The 17,189-nt window shown below is 57.6% G+C and carries 11 protein-coding genes; 6 read left to right on the plus strand and 5 right to left on the minus strand.

Going from position 1 to position 17,189, the window contains the following annotated elements:
• The first annotated feature begins 114 nt into the window (after nt 1-114).
• From J2X72_RS02875 to trxA, 6 genes are all read left to right on the plus strand, one after another.
• Nucleotides 115-2,532, plus strand: a complete 2,418-nt coding sequence (locus tag J2X72_RS02875) for an ATP-binding protein (protein WP_310068235.1) — start codon at nt 115-117, stop codon at nt 2,530-2,532.
• A 7-nt stretch (nt 2,533-2,539) separates the two neighbouring features.
• Nucleotides 2,540-4,048: a tRNA (adenosine(37)-N6)-threonylcarbamoyltransferase complex ATPase subunit type 1 TsaE gene (tsaE, locus tag J2X72_RS02880; protein ID WP_310068238.1), complete on the plus strand. Its 1,509-nt coding sequence runs from the start codon at nt 2,540-2,542 to the stop codon at nt 4,046-4,048.
• A 3-nt stretch (nt 4,049-4,051) separates the two neighbouring features.
• Nucleotides 4,052-4,777 carry a nucleotidyltransferase family protein gene (locus J2X72_RS02885; RefSeq protein WP_310068240.1) on the plus strand — a complete coding sequence of 242 codons (726 nt, stop codon included), beginning with the start codon at nt 4,052-4,054 and terminating at the stop codon, nt 4,775-4,777.
• Nucleotides 4,770-7,910: a double-strand break repair protein AddB gene (addB, locus tag J2X72_RS02890; RefSeq protein ID WP_310068242.1), complete on the plus strand. Its 3,141-nt coding sequence runs from the start codon at nt 4,770-4,772 to the stop codon at nt 7,908-7,910. Before J2X72_RS02885 ends, addB begins: the two co-directional genes overlap by 8 nt.
• Nucleotides 7,907-11,404 (plus strand): double-strand break repair helicase AddA, encoded by a 3,498-nt coding sequence (addA, locus tag J2X72_RS02895; RefSeq protein WP_310068243.1) that lies wholly within the window; start codon nt 7,907-7,909, stop codon nt 11,402-11,404. The genes addB and addA overlap by 4 nt, the downstream gene beginning before the upstream one ends.
• 191 nt (nt 11,405-11,595) lie before the next feature.
• Nucleotides 11,596-11,919, plus strand: a complete 324-nt coding sequence (gene trxA, locus J2X72_RS02900) for a thioredoxin (protein ID WP_112524851.1) — start codon at nt 11,596-11,598, stop codon at nt 11,917-11,919.
• A gap of 128 nt (nt 11,920-12,047) precedes the next feature.
• Here trxA and J2X72_RS02905 read toward each other — a convergent pair whose 3' ends face one another.
• From J2X72_RS02905 to J2X72_RS02925, 5 genes are read right to left on the minus strand one after another with little or no spacing between them, the layout of a single operon-like run.
• The gene (locus J2X72_RS02905) at nt 12,048-13,373 is read right to left on the minus strand and encodes a folylpolyglutamate synthase/dihydrofolate synthase family protein (protein ID WP_310068247.1); all 1,326 of its coding nucleotides are present in this window, start codon (nt 13,371-13,373) and stop codon (nt 12,048-12,050) included.
• Nucleotides 13,374-13,403: 30 nt separating this feature from the next.
• Nucleotides 13,404-14,324, minus strand: coding sequence for an acetyl-CoA carboxylase, carboxyltransferase subunit beta (accD, locus tag J2X72_RS02910; RefSeq protein ID WP_310068249.1), 921 nt, complete (start codon nt 14,322-14,324; stop codon nt 13,404-13,406).
• A 41-nt stretch (nt 14,325-14,365) separates the two neighbouring features.
• The gene (trpA, locus tag J2X72_RS02915; protein ID WP_209998811.1) at nt 14,366-15,205 is read right to left on the minus strand and encodes a tryptophan synthase subunit alpha; all 840 of its coding nucleotides are present in this window, start codon (nt 15,203-15,205) and stop codon (nt 14,366-14,368) included.
• Between the two features lies 1 nt (nt 15,206).
• A complete protein-coding gene (gene trpB / locus J2X72_RS02920; RefSeq protein WP_310068251.1) occupies nt 15,207-16,457 on the minus strand; it encodes a tryptophan synthase subunit beta in 1,251 nt (416 codons plus the stop codon).
• A gap of 44 nt (nt 16,458-16,501) precedes the next feature.
• Nucleotides 16,502-17,161 (minus strand): phosphoribosylanthranilate isomerase, encoded by a 660-nt coding sequence (locus J2X72_RS02925; protein ID WP_310068255.1) that lies wholly within the window; start codon nt 17,159-17,161, stop codon nt 16,502-16,504.
• Nucleotides 17,162-17,189: the final 28 nt, after the last annotated feature.

Consider the following 17,189-nt stretch of genomic DNA (forward strand, 5'->3'; position numbering starts at 1 on the left):
ATGAAAATTGGGACAAGTGATGTTCGCAGTAAAAATGCAGCACACGGACCGGTGCTGAACAGACTGCGGAGGATCCTGGCTAAAGGCACAAGCTTAGCCTTGCCGGTCCTGTTGATGTCTTCCCCGTGGGCTCGTGCACAGGACGCGCTAGGGAAAATCACGACACCTTTTGGCGTAGAGGTCGGCACGTTCGAAGTCGTTCAGTTCGCTATTTTCCTCGGCGCCATGGGTGCAGCGCTGCTTTCTGCGGGCTGGCTTATTCGCGAGCGCAGTCGTATTGCCCAAGAAAATCGTCAGCTGCGGGACAAGGTTGCGGACCTCAATGTAACGGTCCAGCGAAACGAAGCCCTGCTTAATCTCAAGGATCAGCGTGTGATCGTGTGGGAAGGCGCTTCGAGTACGCCCAATCTCATCGGCACTCTTCCTCCAGAGATTGGCGTGCCAGAAGGCCGTGCGCTGTTTTTGGCCTTCGGACGATGGCTGCGTGTCGATTCCGTTACTCTGCTTGATCGTTCCATCTCGGCTCTGCGCGAAAAAGCTCGGCCATTCGACATTGCAGTTGAAACCTCGAAAGGCGCACCGCTGGAAGTTCAGGGCCGTACCTCCGGCGGTTATGCAATAGTGCGTTTCATCAACCTCGGTGAGACCCGGGTCGCACAGGCGCTTCTCAAGTCTGAAAACTATCAGCTAAATGAGGCTGTCACCACCCTGCGCGGCTTGCTGGAATCAATCGATATGCCGTCCTGGAGCCGTGATGGCGATGGCCGTCTCAACTGGGTGAACATGGCCTATGCCAGGGCTGTTGATGTTCGCGATCCGCAAATTGCGGTTCGGGACGGTCGCGAATTGTTCGGCGCACAGGCGCGAGAAAGGATCGAACGCGACAAGGCGGCAAACAGGCGCTTCCAGGATCGGCTTTCGACAGTGGTTGGTGGCGATCGTCATGTTTTCCGCGTCACCGATGTTGCCAGTAGTGCAGGCTCGGCGGGCCTCGCGACCGACGTCAGCGAAGTCGAACTGATCCGTGAAGAGTTCAAGCGAACGGTTCTTAATCATTCGGATACACTCGACCAGCTGAACACTGCCGTCGCGATGTTTGACGCTAATCGCAAGCTGCAGTTCCATAACCAGGCATTTGCCAAGCTTTGGGGACTGGACACGGCGTTCCTCGAGAGTAGTCCCGACAATGCGATGCTGCTTGATCGCTTCCGTAGTGATGGAATCCTCCCGGAACAGCAAGATTGGCGCCGATGGAAGGAAACAGTCTTGTCGGCCTATCATTCGGTCGAGTCGCAGGAGCATATCTGGTATCTGACCGATGGGCGCACGCTGCGTGTGATCGTCAATCCGCAGCCAAAGGGCGGGGTGACCTGGGTCTTCGAAAATCTGACTGAAAAGCTGGAGCTGCAAAGCCGTTACAACACCTTGATCAAGGTGCAGGGTCAGACCCTGGACCATTTGGCGGAAGGCGTCGCCGTTTTTGGCTCGGACGGAAAGATTCGTCTATCGAATCCTGCTTTCGCTTCCCTCTGGTCGCTGAAGCGCGAGCAAATTTCGGAAGGTATGCATATTTCGGCCATTCGCCGGCTGTGTGAACCGGTCTCGGATGCTGCGCATTGGGAAACTTTTGTCACCACCGTGACTGGTTTTGACGATGAGCGGCTGTCCCTCTCGGGACATCTCGAACTCAGTTCCGGCAAAATTCTTTACTATGCGACGGCGCCGCTGCCTAACGGCCAGACCATGCTGACCTTCGTCGATGTGACGGACTCGGTGCAAGTGGAGCGGGCGCTAAAGGAAAAGAACGAGGCGCTTGAGCGGACGGATGAGCTGAAGAACGATTTCGTCCAGCATGTTTCCTATGAGCTCCGATCGCCTTTAACCAATATCATCGGCTTTACCGAGCTTCTACAGACGCCGATGACGGGGCCGCTCAATGACCGTCAACGCGATTATCTCGACCACATTGGCACGTCCTCTTCGGTGCTGCTGACGATTGTCAACGACATTCTCGATCTCGCTACCGTGGACGCCGGCATCATGGAACTCGATATCAGCGATGTGTCGGTCACCGATGCTATCGCCACAGCATCCGAGAAGGTAGCGGAACGATTCAGGGAGCATAATATCCTGCTCGACATCCGCATTGCACCAGGAACGGGTTCGTTTCGTGCCGATGCCAGCCGGGTCAAGCAGGTTCTATCCAATCTCCTCAGCAACGCTGCCAACTACGCGCCTGAAGGCAGCACGGTAACGCTCGCATGCTGGCGCGACGAGGCTGAAATGATATTCAGCGTCAAGGACAATGGCCCAGGCATGCCGGATTATGTTCTCGACAGCATCTTCAAGCGCTTCCAGCCCTATCCCAACGGCGGCCGCAAGCGTGGAGCCGGCCTCGGACTCTCCATAGTCAAAGGCTTTGTCGAATTGCATGGTGGTACGGTCGACATCGATAGCGGTGCCGGAAAGGGCACGCTGGTTACCTGCCGGTTCCCGGTGGAGGCGCGCACATTCAGCATCGCTGCCGAATAAACTCTCCATGACATCAATCATCATTCAACTTGCAACACCCGAGGATACGACAAGGCTTGGCCAGGATCTGGCACTGGCGTTGCGCAAGGGTGATCTCGTGACATTGTCCGGAGATCTCGGTGCCGGCAAGTCGACGCTGGCGCGTGGAGTGATACGTGCGATTGCCAATGATCCTGGCTATGAGGTGCCGAGCCCGACCTTCACCATCGTGCAGTCCTATCCGGAGTTGCGCCTGCCAATAAGTCATGTCGATCTTTTTCGCCTGACTTCTGCCGATGAGGTGGATGAGCTCGGTCTTGACGAAGCCCTGGAGGATGGCGCCGTTATAGTGGAGTGGCCGGAACGGGCGGAGGGCATGCTCTCAGCATCAAGCTTGAAGGTAACGCTGGTGAATGACGGCGAAGGCCGGAAGGCATTGGTCGAGGGCGAACCGACTGCATTGGCGCGGCTGCAACGCTCCCTGGCGATTCGCGAGTTTCTCGCCAGAGAAGGGCTCGCCACCGCTGAGCGGCGCTATCTGCTTGGCGACGCTTCAGCCCGTGGTTACGAAACCATCGCAACGGGGGAGGGGCGTCAGTTTATCCTCATGAATTCGCCTTACAATCCCGGTGGTCCAGTCCTTCGCGATGGCAAGACCTATATGCAAATCGCCCACCTTTCCCAATCAGTGAAGGCGTTCGTCGCGCTTGACAGGCTGCTTGCGTCCCGCGGCTTCACGGTTCCAAAGATTTACGCGCAGGATTTAAACGACGGCTTTCTCATCCTTGAAAATCTCGGCAGCGAAGGGGTGCTGGATGCTGAAGGCGCACCAATCCTCGAGCGTTATGAGGCAGCGGTTCGTTTGCTGGCGGTTCTGCATCAGCATACCTGGCCCAAGGATATCAATTTAGGCGCAGGCATCCCGCATCACATCCACGAATTCGATCGCGATGCTATGATGATCGAGGTTGAACTTCTGGCGGATTGGTATGTGCCGCGGATAAGTGGAGCAGCGCTCGAATCCGACCAAAAAGCAGAATTTGTCGCCGCATGGGACGAGGTCTTCAGCCAACTAAGTAATTCTGAGAAAAGCCTTCTCCTGCGCGATGTTCACTCACCCAATATCCTGTGGCGCGAAAACGAAACTGGCATCAATCGTGTCGGACTTATCGACTTTCAGGACGCCATGATTGGACCGTCAGCCTATGACGTTGCATCATTGATCTTCGATGCCCGTGTCACGATTGCCCCGGACATGCAAGACCAGCTGCTTGGCGCCTATATCGACGAAAGGCGCTCAGCTGCTCCCGGTTTCAACGAAGTATTGTTCGGTAAAGCCTTTGCCATCATGGCAGCACAGCGCAACGCGAAGATACTTGGAATTTTCGTCCGACTCGACGAACGTGACGGCAAGCCCTCTTATCTGAAACACCTGCCGCGCATCCGCTCCTATCTTGATCGCGTTATTGTTCATCCGGCACTGGCGCCGATCAAGCAATGGTGCGAAAAGGCGGGAATACTTTCTTCGGAGATTTGATTGATGGCAGGTCCGCATACGGCAATGGTTCTGGCAGCCGGCCTTGGCAAGCGAATGGCTCCAATTACCGATACGATGCCAAAACCACTAGTAAAAGTAGCCGGCAAACCATTAATCGATTGGGGACTCGAAGCGCTTGAGAATGTGGGCGTTGAGCGAGCTATCGTCAACGTTCACTATCTTGCCGATCAGGTCGATGCGCATCTGGCGAAGCGAGAGACTCCGGCGATCATCATTTCGGACGAGCGCAATGAACTGCTCGATTCCGCCGGCGGTATCATCAACGCACTTCCAAAGATCGGGTCCGATCCTTTCTATGTGGTCAATGCCGATACTTTTTGGGTGGATGGACCGAAGCCCAATCTTGTCCTGCTGGCTGAAGGGTGGGATGATGTGCGCATGGATATTCTGCTGATGATTGCGGCAAAGGATCAAGCCACCGGCTATGATGGGCGCGGTGATTTCCACATGAGCGACGATGGTCGCTTGCGCCGCCTCGCAATCGGCGAAACGTCACCCAATATTTATGCCGGTGCAGCCGTTATCCATCCGCGGATTTTCGCAGGCGCCGTGGCGGGCAAGGCCTCGCTTAATCGCTATTTTGATGCGGCGATCGCGACAGGCAGGCTTTATGGCCGGCGGATGGAGGGCTTGTGGCTGACGGTCGGAACACCTGATGCGATTGGCGAGGCGGAAGCCGCCATCGCCAGACAGACGGTCAATGGTTGAGCACGGACGTTCGCGCATATTCTCCATAGCACCGGGCATTCCGTTTCTGCCCGCTCTCGTCGATGCGTTGCGAGCGGGCATACTTGTACCCGGATATCCCGCGGATCCGTCGGATCCCATGGCGCTGGCGCATGCAACGATCTATGTGCCGACACGCCGCGCTGCACGCACCCTGCGCTCTTTGCTGGTCGAAACGAGCCCGGCCAAGTCTGCCATCCTCCCCGTCATCCGGCCACTCGGTGATGTGGACGAGGATGCGGCAATGTTCGATCTAGGATCGGATGCTTTTTTCGATCTCCTGCCACCGATAAATTCGACGGAACGATTGCTGCTGCTCGCGCGGCTGGTGAGGCCTTGGCGCGAACGCCTGCCTGACCATGTCCGGGCGCTTTTCGGCAACGAAGAGATCGCCATTCCAGCCACGACCGCGGATGCGATCTGGCTGGCGCGAGATCTCGCAAGCTTGATGGATCAGGTAGAGACCGAAGCGATGGGATGGTCGTCGCTGCCCAACATTGTGTCCGAGGATCTGCCGAACTGGTGGCAGGTAACTCTGGACTTCCTGGGGATCGTCACCAGTCTTTGGCCTGAGGTCCTTGCCGACCGGCATCGATCCAACCCTGCCGCCAATCGCAACCGGCTGATAGAACTCGAAGCCGAGCGTTTATTGCGCAGCCCGCCAGCCGGGCCGGTCATCGCCGCCGGTTCCACGGGTTCCATACCCGCCACCGCACAGCTGCTCGCCGCCATCGCTCGCCTGCCACAAGGTGCTCTGGTCCTGCCCGGCGTCGATCGTGACATGGACGCAACAAGTTGGGAACTTCTGTCTAATACCATCGATAGCCCATCGATTTTCGGTCACCCGCAATATGGTTTGAGAAAGCTGTTGAGCCAGCTCGGCGTTCCGCGTCAGGACGTCATCCAGCTGGGAGACGTCGCAGCGTCAAAACGCGCGCGCGAGGCTTTGCTGGCCGAGGCGATGCGCCCCGCAGACACCAGTGAAGCATGGGCCGATATCGACCGTGGCGATGGCAGGTTCTTGGCTGCCATCGCGCCGATTGTGCTTGTAGAGGCCGCGAACGAACGGGAAGAAGCTCTCGCAGTTGCTGTCGCTTTGCGTGATGCGATCGACCAGCCAGGCAAGACGGCGGCCCTGATCACTGCGGATCGGAATCTTGCGCGACGTGTCTCGACTGAGCTTGCTCGTTTCAATATCGTGGCCGATGATTCCGGCGGGCATGCTCTGCGCGAAACGCAACCAGCCACCTTGATGCGCCTGGCACTGGAAACAGTATTCAATCCGGGCGATCCGGTCGCACTGATCGCGCTTCTCAAACACCCATTGACCCGGCTCGGTCTCGAACGTTCCGCCGTTAGGCAAGCTGCCGAGACCATTGAACTTGTGTCGCTTCGCGGGGGTACGGGTCGGGCTACCTTGTCCGGCCTCCGTTCTTTCTTTGAAAAACGCCTTTCGGAGGCGAGCACAACACCATTTGAACCCGGGTGGCTCCGTCAGATTACCGTTGCCCAGATCGAGGCCGCCCGCTCAGCCTGTGAAGCGCTCTCGCAATGCATGCAACCGCTAGCGGTTGTAGCCTGCAGAGAAGTTCCGGTGGAGATGGCGGAGATTATCCATGCCACGGTCACCAGTCTGGAACATCTGGTACGGGATGACCAAGGAAATATCGCCGCGCTGTATTCAGGCGCCGCTGGAGAACAGTTCGCCGCCTTTTTGCGCAATCTGATATCGGCGGATGCGGGGCTGGATTTCATGCCTTCCGAATGGCCGTCGATGATCGAGGCGCTGGTGGCAGGGGAGGTCGTCAAGCCTAAGGCCGGCGCGCATCCCCGTCTCTTTATCTGGGGGGCACTGGAAGCCCGTTTGCAGACGGTCGATACTGTCGTCATCGGCGGTCTGAACGAAGGAACATGGCCGGGCAAAACCCGCAATGATCCCTTCATGTCGCGGCCAATGAAATCGATCATCAATCTTGAACCACCGGAACGGCGCACCGGCCTTGCAGCGCATGATTTCCAGATGGCGATGGGAATGGACCGGGTCATTCTCACACGGGCGCAACGCGCCGCCAACGCTCCGACGGTTGCATCGCGTTGGCTACAACGCCTCGAAACAGTTCTTGGCAAAACTGCAACTGCGGAATTGCGCACCCGGGGCGCGAAGTATCTGAACTGGGCGCGGGAGATCGATACCGCACCAGACGAAGATTTCGTCAAGCGGCCCGAACCCAAGCCACCTTTAGGCGCGCGGCCAAAGCATTTCTCCGTCACGGAAATTGAGACGCTCAGGCGCGATCCTTACGCGATCTTTGCCCGGCGCATCCTGCTCCTGCGCCCCATTGAGCCACTGATCCGTGATCCCGATGTGGCCGAGCGCGGATCGTTGTTCCACGATATCCTGGCAAATTTCACCGCAGAGGGTGTCGATCCCCAGGCGGACGATGCATCCGTACGTCTTTTGGAGACCGGACGGCGTTTTTTCGATGAAGTAGCATTGCCCGAGGAAATCGATGCGGTGTGGTGGCCGCGATTTCAGTCGTTGGTTCCGGAATACCTCCAATGGGAACGCCAACGCGCGCACCTTATAACGGCACGTCATCCAGAAATTGCCTCAAGAAAGATCCCCGTTGAAACGACCGGTGTAACGCTCTCCGGCCGTGCTGACCGTGTGGATCTACGGCGCGACGGTTCGGCCGAGATTATCGACTACAAGACTGGATCGACACCGTCCAAGCGGCAGGCGCATGTGCTTTTGTCTCCGCAGCTTGCACTCGAAGCAGCGCTGCTGGCGCGTGGTGCTTTCCATGAGGTCGGCGCTCGCGACGCTGCAGACCTCCTCTATGTAAGGCTTCGTCCCAACGGCAAGGTCGATCCGGAATCGATCCTGAAGATCGGTAGCGGCTCCAATGGGAGCGAAAAATCAGCTCCTGAGCTTGGCGAACTTTCGTGGCGCCGCCTGACTGAATTGCTGACCGCTTATCGCGACCCGCACAAAGGCTATCTTTCGAGGGCACTGCCATTCAAGGAAAGCGATTTGACCGGGGATTACGATCATCTCGCACGTGTGCTGGAATGGTCGGCGGGCGGCGCTGACGATAGCGGTGACGGCGAATGAAGGCACCGCGCAGCATTCCGGGAGAAACACTTGCCAATCAAAACAAGGCGGCCGATCCGAAGGATTCCGTCTGGGTTTCGGCCAATGCCGGGTCAGGGAAGACGCATGTACTGACCGAACGCGTCATTCGCCTCCTGCTCGACGGAACCGATCCTTCCAAGATTCTTTGCCTGACGTACACCAAGGCGGCAGCAGCGGTCATGCAGAACCGTGTTTTTGCGCGTTTGTCCGATTGGGCAACATTGGACGAAGTTGCGTTGGCCGAGACCATCGAGAAGATCGATGGCAATCGCCCCGGGCCGAAACGGCTGGCGCAAGCGAGACGCCTGTTTGCACGGGCGCTGGAAACGCCGGGCGGCCTCAAGATTCAGACCATACACGCCTTCTGTGAAGCGATCCTCCATCAATTCCCGCTCGAGGCCAATATTGCCGGCCACTTTGAATTGATGGACGATATGATGCAGGTGGCGCTGGTCGGCGAAGCGCGCCGTCAACTTTTGCAGGCAGCGCGCCTCGACCACAACACGGAGCTTGCTGCAGCTTTTGCCGATGTGCTCGATGCCGCCGGAGAGTTTGGTCTGCAGCAACTGCTCGATGAAGCCGTAAACAAACGGCATGATCTGACACAATTTATCGGGGAAGTGGGTCACGATGATCTGCGCCGCCAGGCGTTCTATTCGCACTTTGGCTTCCAGGGCGACGAGACCGAAAACAGCATTCTGTCAACGCTTTGGCCCGTGGAAGAATTCGATCACCCAGAGTTGTCCGGCATTCTTCAGATACAAAAGAGTGCAACGCGGGCGCAAGAATTTGCGTTGATTCTGCTTCATGCAAAGTTCAACGAACAAGTCGACCAACGCGAGGAAGCACTGCGGGCGGCGTTCCTGAAAGCGACGGGTGATCCCAAAAGCGGTTCCTATATCGCAACGAAGGGGGTGACTGACCGTTATTCGGATTTTATCGATCGTTACGATCAAGCGGCACAGCGCGTATTCCACGGGTTAGATCGTCTTAAACAATGGCGCGTGCTTCGCCTTACGCTTTCCGCATTGGTTCTGATTGACGATCTGATCGGCCGCTATCAGCAAATGAAAAAGACGCATGGTCTGCTCGATTTCGACGATCTGATTGTGCGTACGGTGAGATTGCTCTCGCGTCAGGATGCTGGACCATGGGTCCAATATAAGCTCGACAAGGGTATCGACCATATTCTGGTCGATGAGGCGCAGGATACGAGCCCCAATCAATGGCGCGTCATCCGTCTCCTCAGTGAGGAATTTTTTTCCGGCAAATCCGCCCGCGACATCCGGCGCACGCTGTTTGCCGTCGGTGACGAAAAGCAATCCATCTATTCGTTTCAGGGCGCTATTCCTGAGGATTTTGCCAAGCATGGCAGGGCGACTGAAAGGAACACCAGGCAAGCCGAATTGAGTTTTGAGCGTGTCAATCTCAATTTCTCGTTCCGCTCTGCCCCCGATGTCTTGTCTGCCGTGGATAAAGTTTTTGCCCGGCCCGAGGCCAATCGGGGCTTCGGACGTGAGCACGGCCCAACTGTTCACACGGCCATTCGCGATCACGATCCCGGCGAGGTTCAGATATGGGATATGATCACGCCGGAAAGCGCTCCGCAGGAAGACGATTGGCGCAAGCCCGTGGATAGCCTGCCCGCTCCACCTGTCAGGCTTGCTGAGCAAATCGCCAAAACGATAGATAGCTGGCTAAAGAAAGGTGAAATAATCGAGGGTCAGGGGCGACTTCTCGAAGCGCGGGACATCATGGTGCTGGTGCGCAAGCGCGATCAGTTTATGCCGGCTTTGTCGCGCGAGCTGAAGAAGCGGCACGTCCCGGTTGCCGGCGCTGACAGGTTGAAGCTCACGGACCACATTGCCATCAAGGATCTGGTGGCGCTTGGCCGGTTCATGCTCCTGCCATCCGACGACCTGTCGCTTGCAGCACTGTTGAAGAGCCCGTTGTTCAAGTGGAACGATGAACAATTGTTTGACCTCGCTTACGGCCGGGCGGAACATGAAACACTTTATCAGCGGCTGAAGGCGCGTGCTGACGATGACCTGATCGTGAGTGCAACGGCACAACGATTGCAGAATTGGCGCAATCGGGCCGACACTGTACCGGTGTTCGAGTTCTATGCGGAGATTCTGGGCCCGGGAGGCGCCAGGCGCGATCTGTTGGCGAGACTTGGCCATGAAGCAGGCGATGTCATCGACGAGTTTCAAAACTATGCGGTTGCCACGGAAAAGACTGGCCTCCCCGGACTTCAGGCATTCCTTGAAACGCTTGACGCCGCAACCCCCGAGATCAAACGTGAACTCGATCAGAGCCGCAATGAAGTTCGCATCATGACGGTGCACGCAGCCAAGGGGCTGGAGGCGGCCGTCGTTTTTCTGGTCGATTCCGGCAGTGCGGCGTCGGCAGGTGGGCGAACGCCAAATTTACTTTCTTTCAAGCTGCAGGAAAAAGATGGCTGGCAAGGTCCAGGTTTTCTTTTTGTCCCTGGCAAAGCCTATGCGACCACCTTTACGGCGGCGATCGTCGACAATCTGAAAATTCGCGCTGAAGAAGAATATCGCCGGCTTCTATATGTGGGGATGACACGCGCCGAGGATCGCTTGATCGTGTGCGGCTACCGCGGATCGCGGCAGGTATCCGAAACATGGCATGGTTTGGTCGACGCGGCATTGGGAGAGTTGAGCGAGCCATTCCAGCATCCCGTAGAAGCCGTGGTCGCCAGGCGCTATCGCGTAACGGAGCGTACTCGCTCGCCAATCGATGAGCTTGCCGCACCTTCCGAGGCGCGTGCCGAACCGTTTCCCGCGGCGTACCGCTCTCCCATGCCGCGAGAAGCCGGCCTGCCTAGACCGCTTGCGCCATCTGGGGTCTCGGTCTTGATCGAACCCGACGACGAAGTGCCCGTGGTGACCGGCTCGCCGGTATTGACAGTAAACGGAGGTGATCCATCGTTCGCGATCCGCCGCGGAACTGTCATCCACGCCTTGTTGCAGACCCTGCCGAACTTGTCCGCCGAACAACGGGTTCCGGTTGCGGGGCGCTACCTTTCGCGCGCAGCCTCCGACTGGCCCCGGCAGGAGATCGAGGATGCCCTGCAATCGGTTCTCGACGTTATAGATGATCCGCGCTATGCGCCGGTTTTCGCATCAGGTTCGCTTGCAGAAGTGGCGATCATGGGAACACTGCATTTGCGCGGCAAGGATCACGCTGTCTCGGGTGTGATCGACAGGCTCGCCGCCGATGAAAAGCGGGTGCTCATCGTGGATTACAAGACAAACCGTCCACCCCCGGCTCGTCTCAACGAGGTTCCGGAGGCGTATATCGCGCAGCTCGCCCTTTACCGCCAATTGCTGGAACCGCTTTATCCAGGCAAGAATGTAGAGGCTGCGCTGCTCTTCACCGAAGGTCCGCACCTGATCGTCATCCCCGCGGATGCGATGCGCGACGCGCTCGGCCGGATGGTGTGAGCAAAGAATAACGATTGGAAAATGCGAAACGTGGTAAAGCGGATTATGCATTGCTGCGGGCAGGCAACGAAGCAGGATTGTAGGCTGCTCCTGGCTGTTTGCACTGAATCGTGACAATACTGAGCTTGACGATTGCGAGCCGACTCACCACATGATGTGCAACACATTCACAAACATACAAGGAAAAGCCCATGGCTACCGTCAAGATCGACACCAGCAATTTCCAGTCCGACGTCATTCAGGCGGGCCAGCCTGTCGTCGTTGATTTTTGGGCGGAATGGTGCGGCCCGTGCAAGATGATCGCCCCTGCTCTTGAAGAGATTGCCTCCGAGATGGAAGGCAAAATCACGATCGCCAAGGTGAACATCGATGAAAATCCGGAACTGGCGGCCCAGTTCGGCGTGCGTTCGATCCCGACTTTGCTGATGTTCAAGGATGGTGAACTTGCTGCCAATCTGGTCGGCGCTGCTCCCAAGAGCAAATTGTCTGACTGGATTAGAAATTCGGCTGCTTGATTGTTCAAGTCCATTTGAAAACGACAAAAGCCCGGTTTAAACCGGGCTTTTTGTTGCGCAGAGCTTCGAGAGCAATTTCAGGAAAAGTGATACCCGGTTTCTGCCCGGAACTTGCGCAAAAAAGAAAGCTATAGCGGCGTGCCGTTGTCGGAAAGAACTTCGCCAGCCAGATAAAGCGACCCGCCTATAAGAATTCGCGGTGCCGGCTCGGATGTGTCCCAGCTATGGGCCAGAATCTTCAGAGCATTTTCGACTGAATGGACAGGTTCAGCCGATAGCCCGGCTTCATTGGCAGCAAGCGCGAGCTCATCATGGGGAATCCCGGCGCCACTGGAGCGTATCGGCACCGTATAGACGTGCCGCGCCATGCCGGTAAAGGCCTGGAAATAGCCAACAGGATCCTTGGTGTTGATCATGCCGGTGATCAGAAACAGCGGCCGTTGGTTTCGATCTTCCAAGGTGGCAATAGCCTCGGCGATCACCAGCCCCGCTCCGGGGTTGTGTCCGCCATCGAGCCAGATCTCCGAACCCGGAACCGCCATATCCACCAGCTTGCCCTTGATGAGCCGCTGCATCCGCGCGGGCCACTCGACGTTTGCCATCGCCCGTTCGACGGCCTGCTCCGGAACCCTGAAGCCGGCGGTTCTGACCGCCTGGATTGCAGCAGCAGCGTTCGCCAGCTGGTGGCGGCCGAGCAGGGCCGGTAAAGGAAGGTCCATCAATCCTTTATTGTCCTGATAGACCATGCGTCCACGTTCTTCGAAGCTAAGGAAATCCTGGCCATACACAGTGAAGGGGCAGTCGCGGCGCTCCGCGGTCTCGATCAGCACCATGCGAACGGCTTCTTCTTCCTGGGCCCCGATGACAACAGGGCAACGCGGCTTGATGATGCCGGCCTTTTCCGCGGCAATCAGTTCCACACGGTCGCCGAGATAAGACTGGTGATCGAGCGAGATAGGCATAATGACACTCACGGCCGGCTCGGGAATGACATTGGTCGCATCGAACCGCCCGCCAAGGCCAACTTCGAGGATGACAGCATCCGCCGGGTGCTCCGAAAACAAAACGAAAGTCACGGCGGTCAGGATTTCGAAGACGGTGATTGCTTGTCCGGCATTGGCGTCGGCAACCCGCTCGACCGCATCGGCCAACACATCGTCGTCGACGATCTTGCCGCCGCCCGCCGCGCCTATCCGATAGCGCTCATGCCAGCGTACGAGATGCGGCGACGTGTGGACGTGCACCGCGTATCCTGCGGCTTCGAGCAGAGCCCGCGAGAAGGCGACGGCAGAACCCTTGCCATTGGTGCCCGCGACGTGGATCACCGGCGGGATCCGCAGTTGGGGATTGCCCAGCGTGTCCAACAGGCGCGTTATACGGCCGAGAGACAGATCGAAGCCCTTGGGGTGGAGCCCGAGGAGCCGGTCGATCTCTTGTTCAGCACGCGATGGCATTGCACAACCAGTTCAAAAAGCGGGTCGGCATCAAGCTTCGGCTTCGACCGGTACCGGCACCACGGCCTGTTCGTTGGGGTGTTCCTCAGCAATTTCCGTGGCCGCTTCACCCATCAGCATCTTCAACAGCCGGGCAATCGTTGCTTTCAATTCTGGCCGTGGCACGACCATATCCACCATCCCATGCGTCTTCAGATATTCGGCGCGTTGGAACCCTTCGGGCAATTTTTCGCGGATGGTCTGTTCAATGACACGCTGTCCGGCAAAGCCGATCAATGCACCGGGTTCGGCGATGTGGATATCACCAAGCATCGCGTAAGAGGCGGAGACGCCGCCTGTCGTCGGGTTGGTGAGGACAACGATGTAAGGCAGGCCAGCTTCCTTCAGCATTTCGACGGCAACAGTTGTGCGCGGCAACTGCATCAGCGAAAGAATTCCCTCCTGCATGCGAGCACCGCCGGAGGCAGCGAAAAGCACCAGTGGTTTCTTTTGGGCGATCGCGGTCTCGAAACCCTTGATGATCGCCTCTCCCGCCGCCATGCCGAGCGAACCGCCCATGAAACTGAAATCATGGATGGTCACGACGATCGGCAGTCCCTCGATCGTGCCAAGTGCGTTGATGATCGCATCATCCTGGCCGGTTTTGGTGCGATGCTCCTTCAGCCGGTCGACGTAGCGCTTTTCGTCGCGGAATTTCAACGGATCTGTCGCAACTTTCGGCTGTTCCAGCACTTCAAAGACGCCGTCATCGAAGAAGAACTTCAACCGGTCCTTTGCGGGGATACGCATGTGATGCCCGGAAGTTGGCACGACCCACTGGTTCTTCTCCAGATCCGTATGGAAAACCATTTCGCCGGACTCAGGATCCTTGATCCAGAGATTCTCTGGCATTTCACGGCGACCAAGCATCGAATTGATCTTGGGCCGGACGTAATTCGTGATCCAGTTCATGATCGGTCCTGTTCTTCTAGCAAACGGTTGATTTAGGGGCTTTACTCGGCCGCCGCAAGACTTGACGCGCGCACACCGCTGGAAAGGCCTTTGACCATCGTGGCAACGGCTTCGGCGGGATCCGCCACCAAAGAACCGTCGGGATTGATCGTGTTGGCAACAGCATTGACGATCGCCGTGCCGACGACAACGCCGTCCGCGGCGGCGCCGATTACCTTGGCCTGCTCAGCGGTCTTGACGCCGAAGCCGACGACGACTGGCAAGTCCGTATGCTTCTTGATCCGCTCGACAGCGGCCGCAACCCGGCTCGTATCAGGCAATGCCGATCCGGTAATGCCGTTCATCGATACATAGTACACAAAGCCCGATGTGTTCTGCAGGACCTTCGGCAAACGTTTGTCGTCAGTCGTCGGTGTTGCCAATCGAATGAAATTGATCCCGGCCTTGATGGCGGGAATGCAGAGTTCTTCGTCCATCTCAGGCGGTAGATCGACAATGATCAGGCCGTCGATGCCAGAGGCGACGGCATCCACAAGAAAGCGGTCGACGCCGTAGATGTAGATCGGGTTGTAATATCCCATCAGCACGATCGGCGTGGTATCGTCGGTTTGCCGAAAGCGCGCGGCGAGATTGAGTGTCTTCGTCAGCGACATGCCCTTTTTAAGCGCCCGCAACCCGGCAGCCTGAATGGCGGGTCCATCCGCCATGGGGTCGGAGAATGGAACACCGAGCTCGATGATATCGGAACCGGCGCCGGGCAGCCCCTTCATGATTTTCAGGGATGTGTCGAAGTCCGGATCGCCACCCATGAAATAGGTTACGAGTGCCGGACGGCCTTCGCCTTTGAGCGCTGCGAATTTTCTGTCGATACGCGTCGTCATATCAGATGTCCATCCCTAGAAGCTGCCCAACCGTATGCACATCCTTGTCACCACGTCCGGAAAGATTGACGATCATGATCTTGTCCTGTGCCATCTTAGGCGCGATTTTCACCGCATGGGCGATGGCATGGGCGGATTCCAGTGCAGGAATGATGCCTTCGGTGCGGGTTGTCAGGGTAAACGCTTCGAGCGCTTCATCGTCGAGTATCGGTACATAGGAAACACGGCCCGTATCGCGCAACCATGAATGCTCGGGCCCGACGCCTGGGTAGTCGAGGCCTGCAGAAACAGAGTGACCATCGAGAATCTGGCCGTCCTTGTTCTGCAGGAGATAGGTGCGGTTGCCATGCAAAACGCCGGGACGTCCCGCGCTCATCGAGGCACAATGCTCTTCGCCATCGAGCCCGCGGCCGCCGGCTTCGATGCCGATGATCTCGACGCTTTTGTCATCAAGGAAGGGATGGAATAGACCGATTGCGTTGGACCCACCGCCAACGGCAGCAATGATGGTGTCCGGCAGGCGTCCCTCGTGCTCGAGGATCTGCTCTCGGGCTTCCGTACCGATCACCGACTGAAAATCCCTCACCATCTCCGGATAGGGATGCGGACCAGCGGCGGTACCGATGAGGTAGTAAGTATCCTCGACATTAGAGACCCAATCACGCAGGGCCTCGTTCATCGCGTCCTTCAACGTGCCATGGCCAGACGATACGGGCTTGACCTCGGCGCCGAGCAATTTCATGCGAAATACATTGGGTTTCTGCCGCTCGACGTCGGTTGCGCCCATATAGACCACACAAGGCAGGCCGAACCGGGCGGACACCGTGGCCGATGCGACACCGTGCTGGCCGGCGCCCGTCTCCGCGATGATGCGGGTCTTGCCCATGCGCTTGGCGAGCAAAATCTGACCGAGGCAATTGTTGATCTTGTGGCTGCCGGTATGGTTCAGATCTTCGCGCTTGAAATAGATCTTGGCGCCGCCATCAAGACCCTGATCCTTGGCCAGCTGGCGCACATGTTTTGTCAGGCCTTCGGCGTAATAGAGCTTGGATGGCCGTCCGGCGTAATGGGTCGACAGGGCCTGCAACTCGGCTTTGAACGAGGGATCGCTCTTCGCGTCCTCATAGGCCTGTTGCAGTTCAAGAATCAGCGGCATCAGGGTCTCTGCAACAAAACGCCCGCCGAAAATGCCGAACATGCCCTCCTCGTCAGGACCTGTCTTGAATGAATTGGGTTTGACCACCGTGTTCACCGCACTACTCCGTTCTTGAGGCTGTTGCGTCCGCCTCTTAATACTCAGGCTGCATCGGCGCTTTTGGCGGCGCGCACAGTCCGAAAAAAATCCCTTATCAGGCCAACGTCCTTTATGCCCGGTGCAGACTCGACACCGGAAGAAATATCGACGCCTTGTGCATTCGTCACCCGCAGCGCCTCGGCGACATTACCCGCGTTGAGACCACCGGAAAGCATGTAATCGATAGAGGCGTCAAGCTCGCTCAGCACCTGCCAGTCAAAAGAAACACCGTTCCCGCCAGGAAGCTCCGATCCCTTTGGTGGTTTGGCGTCAAAAAGGAAGCGGTCGGCCACGCCGGTATACGGTTTGAGCTGTTCAAGGTCACCGCGTTCGCGCAAGGCAAATGCCTTCATAACCGGCAAGCCATAACGGGCCTTGATTTCGGCAACCCGGGTAACGCTCTCATTGCCGTGCAATTGGAGCATGTCCGGCTGCATCGCAGCAACAATTGCGTCGAGCGTGACGTCATCCGGATCGACAGTCACGGCCACCGCTGTCGCGCGCCCCCTGGCGGCCTGACGCAGACGGCCAGCCTCGCCAGGATCGACATAGCGGGGGCTTTTCTGAAAGAAAATGAAGCCGATATAAGATGCGCCGCCGTCCAGTGCCGCAGCCACCGCTTCGTCGGTTTTCAATCCGCATATCTTGATATCAAGGCTCATAAGCGGCCACTCGCACGAAAATGCGTCA

Source organism: Phyllobacterium sp. 1468 (assembly GCF_031455525.1).
GTDB lineage: Bacteria > Pseudomonadota > Alphaproteobacteria > Rhizobiales > Rhizobiaceae > Phyllobacterium.